This window comes from Anaerolineales bacterium (genome assembly GCA_016928575.1).
Lineage (GTDB): Bacteria > Chloroflexota > Anaerolineae > Anaerolineales > RBG-16-64-43 > JAFGKK01.
Genome location: JAFGKK010000103.1, coordinates 21,733 through 40,921 on the forward strand (window position 1 = coordinate 21,733; position 19,189 = coordinate 40,921).

General features: G+C 63.1%; 20 protein-coding genes. 10 read left to right on the plus strand and 10 right to left on the minus strand.

Going from position 1 to position 19,189, the window contains the following annotated elements:
- Positions 1 to 114 precede the first annotated feature (114 nt).
- The 6 genes from JW929_12870 to JW929_12895 are packed head-to-tail and all read left to right on the plus strand — an operon-like array spanning position 115 to position 5,580.
- Positions 115 to 702: a UbiX family flavin prenyltransferase gene (locus tag JW929_12870; GenBank protein ID MBN1440292.1), complete on the plus strand. Its 588-nt coding sequence runs from the start codon at positions 115 to 117 to the stop codon at positions 700 to 702.
- 3 nt (positions 703 to 705) lie between these two features.
- Positions 706 to 2,016, plus strand: a complete 1,311-nt coding sequence (locus JW929_12875) for a UbiD family decarboxylase (protein ID MBN1440293.1) — start codon at positions 706 to 708, stop codon at positions 2,014 to 2,016.
- A gap of 11 nt (positions 2,017 to 2,027) precedes the next feature.
- The gene (locus JW929_12880) at positions 2,028 to 3,227 is read left to right on the plus strand and encodes an aconitase X catalytic domain-containing protein (GenBank protein MBN1440294.1); all 1,200 of its coding nucleotides are present in this window, start codon (positions 2,028 to 2,030) and stop codon (positions 3,225 to 3,227) included.
- Complete coding sequence (locus JW929_12885) at positions 3,224 to 3,670, plus strand: DUF126 domain-containing protein (GenBank protein MBN1440295.1); 447 nt, start codon at positions 3,224 to 3,226, stop codon at positions 3,668 to 3,670. The genes JW929_12880 and JW929_12885 overlap by 4 nt, the downstream gene beginning before the upstream one ends.
- Positions 3,667 to 4,599, plus strand: a complete 933-nt coding sequence (locus JW929_12890) for a hypothetical protein (GenBank protein MBN1440296.1) — start codon at positions 3,667 to 3,669, stop codon at positions 4,597 to 4,599. The genes JW929_12885 and JW929_12890 overlap by 4 nt, the downstream gene beginning before the upstream one ends.
- A 51-nt stretch (positions 4,600 to 4,650) precedes the next feature.
- On the plus strand, positions 4,651 to 5,580 hold the full coding sequence (locus JW929_12895; protein ID MBN1440297.1) for a hypothetical protein: 930 nt from the start codon (positions 4,651 to 4,653) through the stop codon (positions 5,578 to 5,580).
- A 16-nt stretch (positions 5,581 to 5,596) separates the two neighbouring features.
- Here the strand turns inward: JW929_12895 and JW929_12900 are convergent, their stop codons facing one another.
- Positions 5,597 to 6,082: a hypothetical protein gene (locus JW929_12900; GenBank protein MBN1440298.1), complete on the minus strand. Its 486-nt coding sequence runs from the start codon at positions 6,080 to 6,082 to the stop codon at positions 5,597 to 5,599.
- A 137-nt stretch (positions 6,083 to 6,219) separates the two neighbouring features.
- On the opposite strand from JW929_12900, the gene JW929_12905 reads away from it, so the two are divergent.
- Positions 6,220 to 7,452 (plus strand): hypothetical protein, encoded by a 1,233-nt coding sequence (locus JW929_12905; GenBank protein MBN1440299.1) that lies wholly within the window; start codon positions 6,220 to 6,222, stop codon positions 7,450 to 7,452.
- A gap of 17 nt (positions 7,453 to 7,469) precedes the next feature.
- Positions 7,470 to 8,744 carry a DUF4147 domain-containing protein gene (locus JW929_12910; GenBank protein MBN1440300.1) on the plus strand — a complete coding sequence of 425 codons (1,275 nt, stop codon included), beginning with the start codon at positions 7,470 to 7,472 and terminating at the stop codon, positions 8,742 to 8,744.
- Between the two features lie 30 nt (positions 8,745 to 8,774).
- On the opposite strand, the gene JW929_12915 is transcribed toward JW929_12910, so the two are convergent.
- Complete coding sequence (locus JW929_12915; GenBank protein MBN1440301.1) at positions 8,775 to 9,383, minus strand: TetR/AcrR family transcriptional regulator; 609 nt, start codon at positions 9,381 to 9,383, stop codon at positions 8,775 to 8,777.
- Between the two features lie 266 nt (positions 9,384 to 9,649).
- On the opposite strand from JW929_12915, the gene JW929_12920 reads away from it, so the two are divergent.
- Together JW929_12920 and JW929_12925 are read left to right on the plus strand one after the other, a co-directional pair.
- A complete protein-coding gene (locus JW929_12920; GenBank protein MBN1440302.1) occupies positions 9,650 to 10,075 on the plus strand; it encodes a hypothetical protein in 426 nt (141 codons plus the stop codon).
- A 15-nt stretch (positions 10,076 to 10,090) separates the two neighbouring features.
- Positions 10,091 to 11,026 carry a hypothetical protein gene (locus JW929_12925; GenBank protein ID MBN1440303.1) on the plus strand — a complete coding sequence of 312 codons (936 nt, stop codon included), beginning with the start codon at positions 10,091 to 10,093 and terminating at the stop codon, positions 11,024 to 11,026.
- A gap of 251 nt (positions 11,027 to 11,277) precedes the next feature.
- Here the strand turns inward: JW929_12925 and JW929_12930 are convergent, their stop codons facing one another.
- From JW929_12930 to JW929_12965, 8 genes are all read right to left on the minus strand, one after another.
- Positions 11,278 to 11,751 (minus strand): hypothetical protein, encoded by a 474-nt coding sequence (locus JW929_12930; protein ID MBN1440304.1) that lies wholly within the window; start codon positions 11,749 to 11,751, stop codon positions 11,278 to 11,280.
- Between the two features lie 880 nt (positions 11,752 to 12,631).
- Positions 12,632 to 13,426, minus strand: a complete 795-nt coding sequence (locus tag JW929_12935) for a hypothetical protein (protein MBN1440305.1) — start codon at positions 13,424 to 13,426, stop codon at positions 12,632 to 12,634.
- 23 nt (positions 13,427 to 13,449) lie between these two features.
- Entirely contained in the window at positions 13,450 to 13,731 is a 282-nt protein-coding gene (locus JW929_12940) for a hypothetical protein (protein ID MBN1440306.1), read from the minus strand.
- Between the two features lie 282 nt (positions 13,732 to 14,013).
- Positions 14,014 to 14,934, minus strand: a complete 921-nt coding sequence (locus JW929_12945) for a serine/threonine protein kinase (GenBank protein MBN1440307.1) — start codon at positions 14,932 to 14,934, stop codon at positions 14,014 to 14,016.
- A 34-nt stretch (positions 14,935 to 14,968) separates the two neighbouring features.
- Positions 14,969 to 15,610: a hypothetical protein gene (locus tag JW929_12950; GenBank protein MBN1440308.1), complete on the minus strand. Its 642-nt coding sequence runs from the start codon at positions 15,608 to 15,610 to the stop codon at positions 14,969 to 14,971.
- A 243-nt stretch (positions 15,611 to 15,853) separates the two neighbouring features.
- On the minus strand, positions 15,854 to 16,009 hold the full coding sequence (locus JW929_12955; protein MBN1440309.1) for a winged helix-turn-helix domain-containing protein: 156 nt from the start codon (positions 16,007 to 16,009) through the stop codon (positions 15,854 to 15,856).
- Between the two features lie 39 nt (positions 16,010 to 16,048).
- Positions 16,049 to 16,468 (minus strand): FHA domain-containing protein, encoded by a 420-nt coding sequence (locus tag JW929_12960; protein MBN1440310.1) that lies wholly within the window; start codon positions 16,466 to 16,468, stop codon positions 16,049 to 16,051.
- A 160-nt stretch (positions 16,469 to 16,628) separates the two neighbouring features.
- Positions 16,629 to 19,181 carry a hypothetical protein gene (locus JW929_12965; protein MBN1440311.1) on the minus strand — a complete coding sequence of 851 codons (2,553 nt, stop codon included), beginning with the start codon at positions 19,179 to 19,181 and terminating at the stop codon, positions 16,629 to 16,631.
- Positions 19,182 to 19,189: the final 8 nt, after the last annotated feature.

Sequence of the window (19,189 nt, forward strand, 5' to 3'; positions counted from 1 at the left end):
TTTGTCCTCCGGCTTGGTTTCATGCCCTGCGCGGATCCTTACATCTTTTCTTATGCGGGGGAACGCCTGCAACTCCGGCGTGACAACTCGCGGCCGAGACGTTACAATCGGTCCATGACCCGCCGCATCATCATCGCCGTCACCGGCGCTTCGGGCGCCGTTTACGGCATCCGGACTTTGGAAATCCTCCGCTCCCTCTCGGTCGAGACGCACTTGGTTCTCAGCGACGCCGCCCGCGGGATGCTGGCGGATGAGACCGGCCTCACCGCGGAAACCGTGCGCGGCTTGGCTTCGAAGGCCTACCACCCGACCGACATCCAGGCCCCGATCGCGTCCGGCTCCTTCGCAATCGACGGGATGATCATCGCCCCCTGTTCGATCAAAACGCTTTCGGCGGTCGCCAACTCCTTCTCCGCGGACCTGATCGCGCGTGCGGCGGACGTGTGCCTCAAGGAGGGCTGCCCGCTGGTTCTGATGGTGCGCGAATCCCCGCTGCACCTCGGTCACCTGCGGCTGATGGCCCAGGCCGCCGAGGCGGGTGCGGTCATCTGCCCGCCGATCCCGATCTTCTACGGCCGGCCGCAATCCGTCGCCGACCTTGTGGATTCCTCGGTCGGCCGGGCGCTGGCGCGCCTCGGAATCGAAAACAAACACTATCCGTTGTGGAAAGGAATCGGGCGGGAGGATTCCTCCGCCGACTAAGCCATGACCCTGCGGGAACGCCTCGAAATCCTACGCCGGAACGGAGACCTGGCCGTCATTCGCGGACCGGTCTCCAAAGACCTCGAGATGGCCGGAATCCTTAAAAAGCTGGAACCGCGCCCCGTGCTGTTTGAACATGTCAAAGGGTCGGATTTCCGCGTGGCCGGAAACCTGGTGTGCGGGAAGCGGCCCTTTGCGGAGTATTTCCACACTCTGCCGGAGGATATCCTTGGCAGGCTGTCGGGAGCCATCGATCATCCTTCCGCGCCTTTGCAATGGAAAGGCGGAACCCCACCTTGCCAGGAGGTGGTGGACCTCACGCCCGATCTCGGCCGCCTGCCGATCCTCTTTCATTGCGAGGGCGACGGCGGCAACTACATCAGCGCGGGGGTTTTCCTCGCCCGCCACCCAGAGCACGGACAGAACGCGGATTTCCATCGGGCGATGCAAATTTCCAAAACCGAAATGGCCGTGCGGGTGGTTGCGGGCCGCCACTTCGACCTGTTCCTTAAAGAACGCCGATCGCTCGACGTGGCGGTATGCGTCGGCCTGCCGCCGAATATCCTGGCCGCGGCGGCCACCTCGGTGGCGCTCGGATTCGACGAACTGACGATCGCGAATGCGCTCGAACCCTTCGCCGTCGCACCGGCAAAGACCGTCGACGCGCTCGTCCCGGCCGAGGCGGAGTTCGTCCTCGAGGGCACGGTGCATTCCGGCCGGCGCCACGCCGAAGGCCCGTTTGTGGACCTGACCGAGACTCAGGATGTGGTCCGCGAGGAGCCGGTGTTCGAAGTGAAAGCCGTCACCCACCGGCGCGACGCAATCTGGCAAGCCCTTCTCCCCGGCGCGCTCGAACACAAGCTGCTGATGGGCATGCCGCGCGAACCGACCATCTTCCGCGAGGTGAACCGCGCGGTGAAGTGCCTCGACGTGCACGTCAACCCGGGCGGCTGCTCGTGGCTGCACGCGATCGTCCAGATCGAAAAGCGCAACGCGGACGACGGGAAGAAGGCGATCGCGGCGGCGTTCGCCGGGCACCGCTCGTGCAAGCATGTGTTCGTCGTCGATCCCGACATCGACATTTACGATCCGCTGGCGGTGGAGTGGGCGCTGGCTACCCGCTTTCAGGGCGATGAGGATTTGGTGGTGATGCCCCGCGCGCCCGGCTCCTCGCTCGATCCTTCGAGCGAACCCGGAACGCACAACACCTGCCGGGTCGGGTTCGACCTCACCAAATCTCTGGAAGCCAAGGGTAAGAAATTCGAAAAGCATCCGTTTCCGGATGTGGATTTGAAGAAGTTCGGAATTTCCTGAGCTCGCCGGCCATGAATCTCACACCCGAAGAACAAGCCATGCTCGACGGCGGGCGCGGCCGCGCCGCGCAAACGGCGATGCGGATCCTTTCCGCATTGGGGAAAATCTACGGCGCGCGGCGCATGCTCCCGGTGCGTTCGGTGCAGGTCGCCGGCGTGAGCTACGACAACCTGGGCGAGGCCGGGCTTGAGTGGCTGACGGAGATGGCCGACGGCGGGGGGAACGTGCGCGTCCCGACCACGCTCAATCCGGCCGGCATGGACCTGGAAGATTGGCGCGCGCTCGGCATCCCGGAGGATTTCGCCGCCAAACAGCTGCGGGTCATCGACTCCTTCGTCCGCATGGGCGTCACCCCGACCTGCACTTGCACGCCGTATCTGGCGGGAAACCGGCCGGATGCGGGCGAGACGATCGCCTGGGCGGAGAGCAGCGCCGTCTGCTACGCCAACGCCGTCCTCGGCGCGCGGACCAACCGCGAAGGCGGTCCGAGCGCGCTGGCGGCCGCGCTGACCGGCCGGACTCCCGAGTACGGGATGCATCTGGATGAAAACCGCCGCCCGCGGATCGCCTTCGCCGTCTCGGCCCGCCTGGAGGGGAGCGCGGATTTCGGCGCCCTCGGCAAAGCGATCGGCATTCGGCTGGAAACGCTCGGACACAAAGCGATCCCCTGGATCACCGGAGTCGGCCGGCCGTCCCTCGAAGAGCTGAAATCCCTCTGCGCCAGCATCGCCACCTACGGCGGACTGGCGATGTTCCACATCCCGGACGTCACCCCGGAAGCGGGCCGGCACGCCCCGCCCCGGGAATCCTTCGTCGTGACGGCGGAGGACCTGCAGGCCGCCCGGCGTTCGCTCAACGACGAAATCCGGGATGTCGATTTCCTTTCGCTCGGGTGCCCGCATCTCACCCTGGAGGAGGTCGCGCGCATCGCCGAACTCCTCCGCGAAAAGCGGGTGACGCGCGAATTCTGGATCACCACCTCGCGGCCGGTCAAACTCGAGGCGGACCGGTTGGGGTATTCGCAGACCATCCTGCGCAGCGGGGCGAAGTTCGCGGTGGATACCTGTTGCGTGGTGGCTCCGATCCGCGGGCGGTTCCGCGCCATGGCCACCGACAGCGCCAAGGCCTGCTATTACGCCGCGTCGAAGAACGGATTCCAAACGCGGTTTCTGGATTTCGACGCGGTCGTCGCCGCGGCGGTGAAGCCGTGAGCGGCCAACAGCCCTTCGCAGGATATCCGCTCCGGGGCCGCACGATTCATCCGGGATCGGCCGAGGGCGAAGCGCTGGTCAGCCGGATGGGGATTTCCTTCTTCGGCGGCGTGGATCCCGACAGCGGGATCGTCGTCGAAAAAGGGCACGACCTGGAGGGGAAGTGCGTGACCGGCAAGGTGCTGGTATTCCCCACCGGGAAAGGGTCAACGGTCGGCTCTTACACGCTGTACCGGATGAAGAAGCAGGGCACCGCCCCGGCCGCCGTGCTCAACTCCGATTGCGAAGCGATCACCGCGGTCGGGTGCATTCTGGCCGAGATCCCCTGCCTCGACCGTCTGCCGCTCGAACGGATCGCCTCGGGCGACCGCCTGCGCGTGGATGGCGAGGGAGGCCGCGTGGATCAAATCCGTTCAACGGCTGAGAAGTCAGGAGAACCATGAAAGCCATAAGACTTAATTTATTTCTCGGGGGAGCCGCCCTTCTGCTTCTCGGTTCGAGTTGTTGCCTGGGGATTATGCTCGGCCTGCCCCTTTCCGATATGCTGTTCGAGGCCCTCGGGGCTGAATCCGGGGCAAGTTGGAAAACGGAGTTTGCGTTGGCCGCTTGGGCGATTGTCTTGCCGATCCTCTGGACCGAATGCGGTTTTTTCTGGATCCGGAAACTTCGGACGTTGCACGACATCGAAGGGGGATATCCGACGGCGAATATCTGGACCCGGATCGCAAAATGGCTGCTGCCTTTGGAAATCCTGCTTTCCGCAACGCTGATTGTGGCTGCCGCGTTGCTCCTGCTCGTCGAAACCGCCGTGTTCATCATGCTCATGCTTCGGGATCCGGAAATGATGATCCGGCCCGTCGTCATCATGGGGGCGATCCTGTCTGCCTATGCGTTCCTTCGCACGGCCGTTTGGATTTTTTGGCGCCATTGGGGGAGCAAAGCCGCCCGCCGGTACAGCCTCGGCCTGGCCAAATACCGCCTGGCCGCCGAGGGGGTCGAGGTCGATCTGAACTACGCTCTCGAACTCGGACCGCGCGGGCCCAGAAAGTTTTTCGTCGGGTTCGACGAACTGGAAGAAGTGCGGACCATGACATACGTCGAAACAAGCGAGTTTTTACACCATGTCGTCGGCCCCAACATCGAACTTGCACTTCGGGAATACCGCGAAGTGTTTGCCTGGCGGTCCGGGAACATTCCGCGCCCGGCCGTCCACATCTCGACGGCGCGGAGCGTTTTTGGAACGAAGGTCCTGCTTCGAGGCTCGGATTTGTTTTACCTGATCAGCTTTCACGGCGGCGACGGGCATGACTTGGTCGAGGCGTTCCGGCGCGCAAGGGAGTCCGACGCCCATCCCGCCGACCGAATCCAATAGGGAGTGGCCGCCATCCGCATGCAGAATCCCATCCGAAGTTGCGCCGGACCCTTGCCAGCCCGTTGGCAAAGGTTTTGGCGGCTGTACGGCCGGACTCTGGCCTTGTTCCTGGCCATCGCGGCCGGCGCCGCGTGCCCCCAAGCGGAGGCGGCTGCCGGGATCCTTCCCTTCCTGCTCATCGGCATGCTGTTTTTCGCCTTCCTCGACCTCAGGATCACGCGCGATTCGTTTCATCCCAGCATCGCCGGAATTCTCCTCGCCAACCTGGCCGTTCCGCTGACCGCGTTTTTCCTGTTGCGCGGCGTCGACCCGGACCTGGCGTTGGTGGGCTTCCTCACGGCGATCGCCCCCACCGCCACGGCCACTCCGGTGATCGTCGGGTACCTGCGCGGAAGGGTGGATTACGTCGTCCCCGCGGTCTTGCTTACCAACATCGGCATCGCCGTCATCCTGCCCTTCCTCCTGCCCTGGACGGCGGGGGAAACCGTTTCCATCACGACCGCGGAGGTCCTCCCCTCGGTCCTGGAAGTGATGTTCATCCCGCTCCTTCTGGCGTTCCTGCTGCGCCGGTTCCTCCCCGCCGGACAGCGGTGGCTGCTGCGCGGGAAGCCGCTGACCTTTGCGATCTGGCTGATGATGCTGTTCATCGTCACTTCCAAAGCGTCCGCCTTCCTGCGGGCCAACACCGGAGTGTCGCCCTGGCTGCTGCTATGGATCGCCCTGATTTCCCTGGCGACCTGCATCCTCAATTTCGTGGCGGGGGCGTGGATCGGCGGCCGCTCCTTTCGGCGCGAGGCCAGCCAGGCGCTCGGCCAAAAGAACAATTCTTTCACCGTTTGGGTCGCGCTGGCGTACCTTCACCCCTTGATCGCGCTTGGGCCGACCTTTTATGTCTTGTACCACAACCTCTACAATGGATTTCAGTTGTATGAAGCGGAGCGGAGGGACTCGGCCGAGGGGAAGAAAAAGCCGCCGGAATAATGCCGGCGAGCCACATTCAGCCGGCGTTGCGCCGGTCCATCCACTTCCGCAACCTTTCCGCCTGCTCTTCCCTGCCCAACATTCGGTACGCTTGATATTCGTATTCCATGGACAGGACCGGCAGATTCATTCCCCCCCAGAGGATTCGGCGCAGATGCCGCCGCACATCCACCGGATCCTCCCAGTGGCCGTCGGGCAGACGTTTCTGCAGATCCCCCATGATTTCGACCTTTATCCCGTTGATCTCCAACGCGCCGAAATGGGAGCGGATTCGTTCGGTTCCGGAAAAGGCGGCGGGGCGGACGACGTATGAGGAGAAACGCCGCTCGATTTCATACGCACCGGCTCGGTCGGTTTGCAGGTCGACGTCGTGGACTTCGACCTGCATGCCTTGCAGGGCGAATCCCAGGCTCCCGGTAATCGCCCAAATCGGAACCGGCTTCTTTTGTAAAGGCGGATATAGAATGCGCAGGACCGCGGAGAACTTCGGATCGACCGTCATCTTTCGCTTGATGCCCCTGGAAAGCGCTGTCGCGATTCTATCATGAAGGCGTGAAGGGAGAAGCATTTTCCCCGGCGATGATACAATCGTAACGGCGGAGCGCTTTTCGCCAAATCCAAATCCTCCCAGGGAAATCCATGAGCGCACAAAGCCAGAATCGACGCACCTTGATCCTGTGCCTGATCCTGCTTGCCGTTTTCGGGGTCGCCTTCCTGCTCTACCGCCTTCCTCCGGTGCTGGCCGGGGGAACGGAAACGCCCCCCTGGGCCTATTTCAACCAGCTGGCGCAATCCTTCCTTCACGGCCGGCTCGACCTGGCCAACCCGCCCATGCCGCCGGTCGACCTGACTCCCCACGACGGCAAATGGTACGTGCCCTTCCCGCCCCTCTCCGCGATCCTGATGATCCCCTGGGCGGCGGCGCTCGGCGATGTGGAGACCGTGCTGTTCGCCGGGCTGATGGGCGCGCTCAACGCGGCGCTGGTATTCCTCATGCTGCAGGGCTTCGCCGCCCAGCAGTGGATCTCCCTCCCCCAAAAGAACGCCTTTTGGCTGACCGCGTTGTTCGCCTTCGGCACGGTGCATTGGTACATCTCCACCCAGGGATCGGTGTGGTTCGTGGCGCATTTGTGCACGGTCACTTTCATCGCGCTGGCGGTGTTTCTGGCGGTTTACTTCAACGCGCCCCTCCCGGCGGGGATCGCACTCGGGCTGGCGATGCTCGGCCGCCCGAACTTATTTCTGACCTACCCCCTGCTTTTTGGAATCGCCGTTCAACACGCGCAGGAAAGCGGAATCGCCGACAAGCGAAGGTACCTCTTGCGCTGGGCGATTCTCTCCGCAATCCCGGTTTTCGTCGCGGGCGGCCTGCTTCTGCTCTACAACCAACTGCGCTTCGGAAATCCGCTGGATTTCGGATACATGGCGGCGCAAGTGGACCCGCGGGTCGCCGCGGATTTGCACACCCATGGGCAATTCAGCCCGGCCTACGTGTGGCGGAACATCAAGGTGATGCTGTTTTCCCTGCCGATGTGGAACGAAGCCCAGGGTAAAATCACACCGAGCGGGGAAGGGTTAAGCTTGTTCCTCACGACGCCCGCATTCCTGTTCATGTTCAAACCGATCCGCAAATCCCCCATCCTGATCGGCGCCTGGGCATCGCTGGGATTGCTGTTGATCCCGTTGCTTACCTACTTCAACACCGGATGGTATCAATTCGGCTACCGCTTCAGTTTGGATTTCATCATTCCGCTGATGGTCCTGTTGGCATTCGCCGTCGGGGAACGCATGCCCCGCCTGTTTCCCTGGTTTGTCCTAGCCAGCATCCTGGTCAACGCTTGGGGAACGGCCTGGTTTCTCGGCTTGCTCTAGCCGCTGGGCAAAACGTCTTGACGCCGGCTTTCAAGGAATACCCCCTCCATCTCAAGATCCTTCGGGAAGAAGCCCTGCGCGCGGCGGATCCCGCGGCGGCGGTGCGCCGCGGACTGGCGGGCGCCGACCTCGAATGCCGGGGACGGATGTTCGTCGTCGGGGCGGGGAAGGCCGGCGCCGCGATGGCATTGGCGGCGGAGGAGATGTTGGGCGGGAGGATCGCGGCCGGCGTGATGAGCGTGCCCGCCCTTCCTCCCCAGGCGGAACGCCGCGTAAAATTCATCCTCGGCGGACATCCCGTCCCCACCGAGGGCAGCCTCTCGGCGGGGAAAGCCGCGGCCGAACTGCTGGAGGGAACGACCAAGGAAGATTTGGTGCTGGTTCTGCTTTCCGGAGGCGGATCCGCGCTGATGGAACTGCCGCGTCCGGGAATCCGTTTGGGGGATTTACAAGCGCTGACGGGCGTATTGTTGAAATCCGGCGCGGCGATCCACGAGATCAACCTTCTGCGCATGGCGCTATCGCTTCTTAAAGGAGGGGGCCTGGCGCGGCTGGCCCATCCCGCCCGTGTATTGACTCTGATCGTTTCGGACGTCATCGGAGATCCGCCGCAGACGATCGCCTCCGGGCCGACGGTCTACCGGGAGACGCCGCCGGCGGAGATTTGTGCCATCCTGGAAAAATTCCGCCTCCGGGAATCCCTCCCCTCGGCAATTCTGGCGAGCCTGGACCAATTCATTGCGCATCCGCCCGAGCCGGCGCCTTTGGATTCGCGCGTGGAGAACAGGATCATCGCCTCCAACCGGTCGGCCGGAGAGGCGGCCGCGGCCGCCGCCTTGCGTTTGGGATTCCGTATGGATTTCCTGGCCGACGATTGGCGGGGCGAAGCGCGGGACGCCGGACGGCGGTTCGCCGAAATGCTGATCCGCTTGCGCGGTCGCGGGCCGGCGTGCTGCATCGCCGGCGGCGAGACGACGGTGACCGTATACGGAAAGGGGAAAGGCGGTCGGAATCTGGAGGCGGCGCTGGCCGCCGCGACCGTCCTCGACGGTCAGCCGGAGACTGTGCTGGCGACTCTGGCGACCGACGGCGTGGACGGTCCGACCGATGCCGCCGGCGCCTCTGTCGACGGCCGGACGATTGCCCGCGCCCGCCGGCTGGGGATGGATCCGCATCGATATTTGGAGGAGAACGACTCCTACCCGTTTTTCGATGCCCTGGGGGATATCGTCCGCACCGGCCTGACGGGGACGAACGTCATGGATTTGTGGACCGGGCTGGTGTACCAATAAGCCCGAGGCGGCCTTTGTGACCGCCCGTTCTCATCCGCAAACCGCCTTAATTCCCGGCGTCATCACCCGGTCGAACATGGCCTCCATCTCCTCGGGGGAATACGGCATTTTATTTTTAATCCACCAAGTCAGCAGCGCGGTCGCCGCGCTGGTTGCCATCAACGCGATCAGCGGAATGGGAACGTCGGGCGCTCCCCGTTTTCCGCGGCGCCGCGTCAACTCGCGCTCGATCCGCCCCGCCCAATAGGCCTGCCCGATTGAAAACAGATACTCCCGCCCGCGGTCGCTTTGCCATACTCCGCGGGCGGCGAGTTGGTCCTTCAGGCGGCGGAACAAGCCGGCCAGCGGAAACGCCGGCGCGCCGCCTTTCCCCGGCTCGACGCCGCTGGTGATGGATTCCAGCATCTCCTCGAACATCTGCCGGACCAGGTCGTCCTTGTCGGTGAAATGGGCGTAAAAGGTCGAACGGCCGACATCGGCCCGGTCGAGGATGTTTTGGACGGTGATGTCCTCATAGCGCATGGAATGGATCAGGTCCGCGGCGGATTGCTTAAGCGCCCGGCGGGTGCGAGTCGTGCGCCGGTCGTCCGCGGTTGAGGGTTTCCGGCCAATTTTCTTTTTTTGTTCGTTATCGGACATTCCCGGCCTCCCGGTTGTAGACAAGCGTGGAAAAGCGGCTAAGATTAATCCGAACATTGTGTTCGGAATAGTACACGGCATTCTTCTTCGTGTAAAGCCGGAACCTCCGCCGTTCTTCCTTTGCGAACCTCCCTCGGCATGGTCCGGTGCATCCAACGGATTCTTGCAGGGACGGCGGAAAAAAACCAGGAGCATTCCACGCCCGGCGGCATACGGCCGACGGAGGGACTGCAAAGAAAGAAGGAAAAAACATACGCACTCGATCCATGTTGCTTCTGCGATTCGCCTGCTGGACCGGCGCGATCCTCGACGCCGTAATGCTTCCGCCGATGTTGTTTCCCGCGATAGGCGCCGCGTTGTTCGGCATTCCATATTTCCACCCCGGACCCGAATACCGCTACGCGATGTATGTGGGTGCATCGTTGATGGCCGGGTGGACGGCCCTGCTTGTGTGGGCGGACCGCAAACCGGTCGAACGGCGGGGCGTTATCTTGTTGACGGTTTTCCCGGTCCTGAGCGGGATGATCGGGGCAAGCGTCTACGCCGCCGCCAGCGGCCTGCTGGCGGCGGGACGGATTCTGCCGATGGCTATTATACAAATCTCGGTTGCGGCGTTGTTTCTCGCCGCCTTTTTCGGATCACGCCCCCACGGAGAGTCTGAGCGGCGGACGGGAAAAACCGTCCACACATAAGAAGGGAGTACGCCGTTGTTTAAATCCAAAAAGCGATGGGGCTGTGAAGTCCGGCGGAAACCGAAATCCGCGGAAACACCTTCTTTCCCGAACGCAACCTTGCGAGGCGGCGGTCTGCCTGAAGGAAACGCGGCCAACCCTAACCCGCCGCCCCACGGTTCGGGCATCCATCCATTCGGATGGACCGCACTGGCGCTGGTGCGGATTGTTTTCCTGCTCGCCGCTCAGATTTGCACGGCCGGGCTATTCCAATCCTGGCAGGCGGCGATACCCTGGTGGCCGTTTTCAATCGTCTTCGCAAACCTTTGCTGCCTGGGGATCATGATCCGATGGACGCGTTTGAATGGAGTGCCTTTTTGGCGCATTCAACGCCAGCCGTTTCCAGAGCCGGGCATTTCCGGCCGGATCCTGCCATTTCTCCGCCGCCGATTTCCCCGCCTCGGGATCGTCCGCCTGGCAGTGGAAGGCGGATTGTTTCTGGCGGCGCTTTTACTGTTCGGCGTTCCGGCCTTCGTATTCCAAGAATGGATGCGCAGCGCCAACCCGGTTCTTCAGGCTGTTCCGATGGCCGGCGAACTGCCGACTTCGGCATTGATCGTACTCACGGCGCTGCTCCCCCTGTCGCAAGGGTTGATCGAGTTTCCGTGGTTTTTCGGGTTTATCATGCCGGGCGCGGAGAATGCCCTATCTCCCTCCGGAAGGCCGAATAAGCGTCCGGCCGCCGTCGGGGCGTGGCTGATCGCGCTGGCGGTGTTCCTGTTGCAGGTTTCTCTTCTGCCGCCGGTTTTCGATCCGGCCTACATACTTTTGCAGGCATCGGCCATGTTTCCACTGCTGGCCCTTATCGGCGTAATTCTCCGATTGTCGCCCCGCTGGATGCCTTGGATCAACGTCCTGCATGCGCTGATGGCGCTGAACCTGGTCTCCCAATATTGGAGCATGGTTCGATAGACGGCGCCGGATACATTCAGGAATTTCGGTTCCACTGAAGGCCGTTAAATTCTTTGGAAAACGATGGCAATTCGAAGCGTATCCGCTTACTTGCGGTCGTCTTGCCGGCGCGATTCTCGCCCGTATCCGATATTTTCCAAAAACACCGAACCCCGCCTACGAGTGCGCCGGGGTGACGACTTGCCGCTGAAACACCAGGGGTGCGCTTGGTAATTCCCCCGCAATTCGTATGGCGGTAACATGGGACAGGTTTATTTTTGACCGCTGATCCGCAGATCCCTATCCGGCGACTCGGTCCTCCATCGCCGCCACACGAGGAATCCATTGCCGTTCTTTTTGATGGGGGGACCGGGCAATCCTAGAAGCGAACATCGCCATGCTTCTTGCTCCCGCTTGTATACGGCCACCATCCTGAACCGGTTTGCGTCCTCGACGATCACGCTTTCGACGGGTTCGTAACCCATCCAAGATTTTATTTTTGCCTCATCCCCGGGATCTTGGATATGGCGGAGGACTAGTCCGGAGGGCCAGCAATAGGGAACCGAAAGAATAAGCGTCCGTCCCAATTCCATGAGTTTTCCAGCGAACCCGGCCGGATCCTGCTGATGCTCCAGCACCTCGAGGCATAACACTAAATCATAGTTGGCGTTCGGGACATAGGAAAAGAAATCCGCGCAGATAATTTCCACACCCGGTCTCGGCGGGATCTCGAGGATATCCAGCACGACTTTTCGGGGTATCCACGTCAGTCGGTTCACCACCTCGGCCCTGTTCGAACCGACGTCAATCACCTGGCCGGCGGCCGGTTCGTATTTTGCGGCGAACTCCTCTGCGATTTTGTAATAATTTTAGAATTGCCGTTTCTGCCAGCACATCGGGCCGTACCGACTCTGCAGAAGACGCCATAGGCGCCGGTTTTTGCGCCGAGCCGCACCCTGCCCGTAAATCCGGTTCTTTATTCCGATAAAGAGCGGATGCTTCTTGATGAAATCCGGAAAGCTTCTGTTTATGATCTTTTTCATTTTCGATCCAGATTATTTTTCAATTCCACAGGCTCGCCGCGCCAGCCGCCGCGGTTTTGGTTAGAAAGAGGCCTTAAGCCCCGCGGCGTCCAAGCGCGCCGTTGCGATTGACGGCGGCCACGGTTATGCCGCAGACCGCCAACCCGCAGAATCCGCAATCGGATCGGCCTTCGAACGGGTCGGATGGAATTTTGCATCGGATAAAACCTTGATTAATCCAAAGTGCCTGCCCAGCATGCCGGCGACCGCCCTCGGCGCGTTCTTCGCCGGGGATTGATTTTTGCCGGCATCCATTGAAATATCAAAAATCACTGGATCCCGGCTTCGAACCCCTCTTCCCCCGCTTCGCCCACTGCGCTAGGGCGAGTGCGAGGTCGGGCACGGGGGAATCAGGCTGGGATGACAAATTAAATCAAGAACGCCGGCAACTCCATTTTGAGATTTTTACACGGAAATAGACAATCTGAGCAGGTACGATCCAAATACCTTTTTAATTGATTTTGGATGAAGGGATTGCCATGCGTCAGTCGGACCGCCGATTCGGCCGGATCGGAAAGGATTGGGGCTTGCCCTGCCGTTTTTTTCACGCACTCCCATGACAGCAAAAAGAACGCCTTCCGGATACAATCCCGGCGGGCGCTCCCTGATGACCGGAGTAGAAGTTCTTACTGGTTGGCGCCGATGGGGCCGGATTCGGCAGGCGTTTTTTCCCGGATAACAACCCGCCGGCGATCAAGGCGATTCCGCCGACAATCAGGACCGCCGCGGAGAGGAAATACATCGTCTGCGAATTCCGGCCGGTAAGCGCCATCATCGCGGTGGCGGCGAAGGCGCCGAAACCGACAAAAGCCCATCCTACCGTACGCACGATCAGGTTTTTCGCGAGACAGCCGATGGCAAGGATCATGCCGCCCACGGCCGCCACCTCGAAGCCCCACAGCCAGACCCAGTCGCTCCAGTTGCCGGTGACGGCGCAGTACAAGAGGATCAACCCCGTCGCCCCGAGCAGAATCGCCGGCACGCCCATCCACAGAATCCGGGTCGTCCGGGCCGCCAGGACCAACCCGGCCGCGAGGGCGACGACGATCAGCGACCAGCCCCAGCTCCAGATATCCCACTGACGGCCGATGCTCGAAAACAAGAGCAGGAGTCCGGCGGCGAGGATCAACGTCCCGGGGATGAAGAACACGCCCGTCCATGTCTGCGCCCGGTAGAACAAGGGAACGAGCATGAACATCGCCCCGCCCCCGACGATGAACAGCGGCCACGTCCGCCAGATCCAGAATCCGGCGGCCTGGAAGGCCGCGTTGACCAGCAGGAACAGCCCTCCCAGCAGAATCAATATCGTGCCGATCATTGTGGAAACCTTTTGATTCATTGTTGCCTCCTTTTTTTCCCCGCTTATTGGGCGAGGATCCTAACGAAAATGACAGTCGGCCAAGCGATGAAAAAGATCAATCCGACGGCCGTGACTATCCGGCGGGACAGCCGGGCCAGCCGAAAATCATTGCGCCGCGGGTCGGCCGCCTCCCTCACGCAAACGGCTATGCCCAGGAAGAGTGCAATCGGCTCGAGCAGCCACCCGGGCCACAGATCCCACCGCCCTGTGCCCACATAAAACCCCAGCAGAACGGCGGTTAGCAAGAGCAGCGGCATGGGAACGAACACCCACGGGTTGTCCAAGTCCTCCCCGAGGCCTCCCAGGAGAAAAACCGGCAACAGGATCATTACCGGCCAAGAGTCGGACAGGATCTCTTCCCGGTTCAGGACGGCGGCCGCCGTCAGGCTGAACGTCAGGTACAGCAGAATGAGCGAGAGGGAAACGAAAACCGTCCGCAGAATTCGGATCGTGCGGCGGGGGTCTTCCCGGGGCGGGGCTCAGCGCGCAAAAGCCCGCTTCAGATTCGAGTCCGTCCGGTCCTTGGAAAATTCGGCGTCCGCCAGTCTGGCACGGTCCGCCGCGGTTTAGATCGCGACCGTATCGGCGTCGGGGGCGGCGGGTGTGAACGTGAACGGAGGCGACCCCTTCTCCGGGACGGCAAGCCCGGCGCCGGCGGCCGCGTCCGCAAGCGCCCGCGCCATTTCCTTCGCGGAGGCGTAGCGATCCTCCGGCTGTTTGGCGAGGGCTTTCAGTAGAACCCGCTCGAGCGACTCCGGAATTTCCGGATTCATTACGCGGGGGATGGGAAGCGGGTCGTTCATATGCTTGAGCAGGATGGCCAGGGGCGTATCCGCGTCGAACGGCGGCTGGCCGACCAGCATCTCATACAGCACGATTCCCATGGAGTAAATGTCGCTGCGTGCGTCGGCGCGGGCCATCCCCTGCTCCGGAGCCATGTATTGCAGGGTTCCCATCATCGCGCCGCTCGAGGTGTAATGGGTTCCGCCCGCCACCTGGGCGGTGCCGAAATCGGACAGCACGGCCGCGCCGTCGCCGGTGAGCAGGATGTTGGCCGGTTTGATGTCGCGGTGCACGATTCCGGCGCGGTGGGCATCCTCCAGCCCGTCCAATGCATCGAGCACGATACGCACCGCTTCGCCTTCGGAGAGGCGGCAGCCCCGGGTCCGGTAATCGGTCAGCCGGGTCTTGAGCGAGTCGCCCTCGACCAGCTCCATCACCATGTAACACAGGTCGTCCTGGATGTCGAAATCGAAGACCTGGACGATATGCTGATAGCGCAAAGCGTCGACGGCCTTGGCTTCGCGCTTGAAGCGGGCGGTCATTTCCGCTTCGCCGTCCACATCCTGCCGCAGGACCTTGACCGCCGCGTAGCGCTCCAGCTGAGGGTGGTAGGCGCGGTAAACCCGCGCCATCCCGCCCTGACCGAGGGATTGCAGCACCCGGTATTTTCCCAACGTCTTGCCTTCCAAGGATCTGTCGCTCATGGCTGTCCGCTCCCGCAGCGAGATTCGGGCACGATCAAAGGATGAAAAGGAGTCCGGCGGAAGCCAGCCCGGCGGCGACCTGAAGCGCCCATTCGGCGTTCAGAAAAGTGGCGAGAGTCACCGCACAGGCGGCGAGGCCGAAAGCCGCCAGCGAACGCACAACCAAGTGCCGTCCGCTGAATCCCGATCGCCCTGCGTTGGCCGCATTATTGAACGCTCCCAGGCCGGACAGACGGATGAACATCCCCCTCCAGCGGAAAGGGTGCCAGGAGTCCAAAACCGCATTCCCGCTGAAGTTATTAACAAGAAACACTGAGCCCAGAATCATGACATCGGCCCCCAGCCACAGGCGCATGCGGACCCAAGGACGCAAAGCCGGCCGGCCGACTTCGGCCGTCCCGAGCAGGAACATCACCGCCACCGTGCTCACCACCAGGCCGGCGCCGGTAAACCAAAGCGCCGCGGGATTGCGTCCACCCAGGGTGAAGGCCAGGATCGCACCGGTGCCAAGAAAGATCAAACCCGGGAAGAGGATAAACAGCGACCACCAGTTGGTCAGCGAAGCCAGAGTCAGGACGCTGAGCAGCGCTCCGGACAGCAGGAACATCAATCCCATGGCTGTGGGAACGATCCGGGAAACGGACGATCGTGGGTTTTGGTAGGACGGATTCGTCATCGGTCACCTTCCTTGGAAGAAAGGATACCCCGGCGACGCGGTGCGAAGCCTATCCGCAAGCTAACAATTCGCCAACCGCCGGCTGCCCAATTGGGGGAAAAGAAGGAGATGGTTCGGAATAATGAAAGCAGGGAGTCGAACCGGGAAGGATGAAAGCGACCCTATGTCCACGGAGGGCACGGAGAAGCACAGTTAAACACATTGGATAATCCTCCGTGTCCTCCGTGGGTTTTTTCTACCGGCTTAAACGACCAATTTGTAACCCTGCCCGCTCAAATTCAGGAGCAGGCGGACGTTTTTCGGATCCGGTTCCAGCCGGTTGCGCAGGCGGCGGACGAGGTTTTCGATCTGATAATCGAAAACGCCCTCGCGGCACTCGGGCCAGACCGCCCGGCCGATGTCATCCTTGGCGCAGACCTGTCCGCGGTGGTCGTAAAGTTAGGCGAGCAGGAGGAATTCCTTGGGGGAAAGCGCGATCACCTTGCGGTTGATGCGTACGATCCCCGACGGACGGTCGATTTCCAGCTCGACGGCGGAGGAATCGCGCAGAGTGGTTTCCGGATCGAGGAAGATGAAGGTGACGTCGCCGACGGTGATCCGGTCCCCGTCGGCCGGTTCCTTCCTCTCGCGGACCTGCTCATCGTTGAGGAGGGTGCCGTTGGTGCTTCCGGCATCCTCCAATATGGTTTTTCGATCCCAGCGAAGCAGCCGGGCGTGTTCGCGCGAAACGCGCTTGCTGGTGATGACGACGTCGTCGTCGTTTTCCAAAACGCGTCCAATGGAAGTCACCGACCCGGCGAGCGGGTGCTCGCGCCCGGTGGGGTCGGTCAGGCAGGGGAGGTTGCTTGCTGCGGCCATAGGTTTCGGCAATTTTAACCGATCCCTCGCTCTCAGCCCGGAACGATCCTTTGGATGTCAAGCCGAGGGCTCGAAGAGCCCGAGGAATCTTCCATGACCCGTCGATTCCTCGGCGCCTGCAGCCCTTCCGAATGACTCCGGGATCATCCTCATCCCCGCCTCACGCCGCCGCCGGCAGCAATCCGCCGGCGGCGACCCACTCCATCCCCGGCAGGGGATCCTGGCGAATCCCGTCGAGCTCGGCGAGGATCGCGGCGCGGTCGCAGCCGGCCGGGACGGCCAGGCTCTCGAGCATGCGCAGGAACAGCTCGCGGTAGCGGACGGGATCCGGCGCGTCGGTTTCGCGCCAGAGGTCGTAGGGCCGTGCGCTGCCCCCGCGCGTGAGCACGAACTCGACCGCCTCGCCCGGCGAAAGGTGCACCCCGCTCGCCGCCAGCTCGCGCGCCGCCAGCGCCACCGGCAAATTCGCGCGGTATTCCTCCGGCGGGTGCGAGATGCGGTGCAGGACGGCGAGCTGGTGCGGCGGAACCTCGCCGCGCCGCAGTTCGGCCAGCTTCCTGCGCGCGACCGCAAACACCTCCGCCAGGCGCGCGCGGTATTCGGACGCGTTCTGCGCGCGGGCCAGGATTTCGAGCATCTCGGCCTGCGCCTCGCGGATCCAGCGGATGGTGTCGTGGCGGCGGGCTTCGATCCCGCGCATTTTGATCTTGCCGTCCTCGAACGCGCCGAAGTAGCGGTTGGCCACCGGGTTGGCCGCATATTGGCGCGAGGGCAGGAACACCAGCCAGCGGTAGAGCCCTTCGATGTCGATCCGCACGCCGGTTTCGCGCCCGATCTCCTCCACCAGCGCCTGATGGTCGGCGTCGGACGAGCCCGGCTTGTGGACCCACAGCGCATCGGTCAGCGCGTGCAGGAAGAGATAGCCGCGCTCCTCGGCGATCTCCTTGGCGCGCAGAAGCGTATCCCGCCCGCAGGCGGTGGTGGATTCATGGGCCTCGATCCGCCCGAAACGCGCGTTCTTGTAGCCGAGGTACCCGAAGCAGGTCACCAGCAGCCATTTAAGCGCCACCTGCCGCCGTCTCAGCACCTCGCGCTCGGGCCCCTCGGGCAGTACGCGCGCCGCGCGTTTGAGCGCCAAGCGCTTCTCGAGCAGCGGGGCGAGCGTGAGCGGGACGATCCCCTTGCGGCATTGGCACACAGCGTAGCCGATCTCGGGGATGATCGCCGGGTTCGCATTCCCCTTCTCCCCACCCGTCGCGGGCTCCGACCTAACCCCTACTCCCCCTTCCCCTGTCTCCCCTCCCATCGCGGACTCCGACCTAACCCCTACTCCCCCTTCCCCTCTCCCCCTTCCCGTAGGGGCGCAGCGCTGCTGCGCCCTTACGGAAGGGGGAGAGGGGTGCCCGACGAAAGTCGGGCGGGGTAAGGGGGTTGGGTCAGCGTCCGGCAAGGGGTCGTGGGTAGGGGATGCGGGCGGATTCCGCGCGCCTTCCGGCGCTCGGGATACACACTGCGGGCACGTCCGCCCGACCGTCTCGGCCGAGAGGTTGTATTTGACCATCAGGCTCGGGTACATCGAGGCGAAATCCAGCTCGAGCACGTGCTCGTAGAGTCCCGGCTCGGGCTGGAAGGTCAGCCCGCCCTTGTCGCCGCGCACCAAGTCGAGGGCGGTCTTGAAATCCTCCGGCATCCGCTTGCGGAAGGGAATCAGCCATCCGCGGCGGTAAGCCTCGGCCGTCTGCATCGCGCTGATCCCCGTGCCGGAGGAGGTGCGCGCCACCTGCTGCAGCGGCTGGAGCGTGGTGCGGGAGAGTTCGACCAGACCGTCGAGCCCGTACTCGTCGGCCAGGAACGCGGTCTGGCGGTCGATGTGCAGGCGGCCGAAGAGCCAGACCGAGGCGGCGCGGTGGACGATTCTCCCGTAGGAGAAGTAGGAGCGCTCGGGCTTGCGCAGCACGCCGCGGCGCACGTCGCGGTTGAGCGGCAGGTCCGCGCCGCACTTGTGCGCCAGGCGCAGGAGTGCGGGGAGCAGGAACGAATCGCCCCAGGCGGTGAGCAGAACGTCGGGATCGTATTCCAGAAGCGCGCCGCGCACCGCCCCGACCAGGGCGCGCGGATCGTCCCAGGCGCAGGTCCGGGTGTCGAGTTCCGGTGCGGCGATCTCGAGCGGCGCGCGGTAGCCGCGCGACGGATCGCGCAGTTCGCCCGTCTGGCGCAGGGTGAGTACGCGGAACGGCGGCGGCGCGGCCTCCAGGTCCCAACGGGTCTGGGCGGTGGAGACGGAGAGCACCCGCGTCCCTTCCAGGGTGAACTCGCACTCGGCGAGCGGGAACACGCCGCGCTCGACGCAATAGACCATCGCCGGGTCGAGGTCGGCGTTGTAGAAGGCCAGGGCGGGCCAGCGCGCGAGCGCCTCGCGCACCGCGGCGCGGTAGGCGAGCGGGCCCGGCGCGGCGACGGACAGCAGGTCGATCTCCTCGCCGCGGTGGATCTCGAAGCGGCGCTCCCGGCGCAGGCGGAGTTCCGGCTTCCACCCGGCGATTTCCTGCCACGCCGCGCGCAGCTCGGCGTTCTTCCCAGCGGCCAGGAAGCTCATCGGCAAAGGATCGATCACGCGCCGCGCGCGTCCGCCCCCGGCCTTCAGCCACAGAACCATGCCTTCGGAAGAGGGATAAAGGTCGAGGAGAAAAGCGTGGGAGCGTTCGGCGGTCATGGGCGTGC

Coding starts and splice junctions, on each gene's coding strand:
- JW929_12870 (MBN1440292.1), top strand. CDS start 115: ATGACCCGCCGCATCATCATCGCCGTCACCGGCGCTTCGGGCGCCGTT.
- JW929_12875 (MBN1440293.1), top strand. CDS start 706: ATGACCCTGCGGGAACGCCTCGAAATCCTACGCCGGAACGGAGACCTG.
- JW929_12880 (MBN1440294.1), top strand. CDS start 2,028: ATGAATCTCACACCCGAAGAACAAGCCATGCTCGACGGCGGGCGCGGC.
- JW929_12890 (MBN1440296.1), top strand. CDS start 3,667: ATGAAAGCCATAAGACTTAATTTATTTCTCGGGGGAGCCGCCCTTCTG.
- JW929_12900 (MBN1440298.1), bottom strand. CDS start 6,082: ATGACGGTCGATCCGAAGTTCTCCGCGGTCCTGCGCATTCTATATCCG.
- JW929_12905 (MBN1440299.1), top strand. CDS start 6,220: ATGAGCGCACAAAGCCAGAATCGACGCACCTTGATCCTGTGCCTGATC.
- JW929_12915 (MBN1440301.1), bottom strand. CDS start 9,383: ATGTCCGATAACGAACAAAAAAAGAAAATTGGCCGGAAACCCTCAACC.
- JW929_12920 (MBN1440302.1), top strand. CDS start 9,650: ATGTTGCTTCTGCGATTCGCCTGCTGGACCGGCGCGATCCTCGACGCC.
- JW929_12935 (MBN1440305.1), bottom strand. CDS start 13,426: ATGAATCAAAAGGTTTCCACAATGATCGGCACGATATTGATTCTGCTG.
- JW929_12945 (MBN1440307.1), bottom strand. CDS start 14,934: ATGAGCGACAGATCCTTGGAAGGCAAGACGTTGGGAAAATACCGGGTG.
- JW929_12950 (MBN1440308.1), bottom strand. CDS start 15,610: ATGACGAATCCGTCCTACCAAAACCCACGATCGTCCGTTTCCCGGATC.
- JW929_12960 (MBN1440310.1), bottom strand. CDS start 16,468: ATGGCCGCAGCAAGCAACCTCCCCTGCCTGACCGACCCCACCGGGCGC.
- JW929_12965 (MBN1440311.1), bottom strand. CDS start 19,181: ATGACCGCCGAACGCTCCCACGCTTTTCTCCTCGACCTTTATCCCTCT.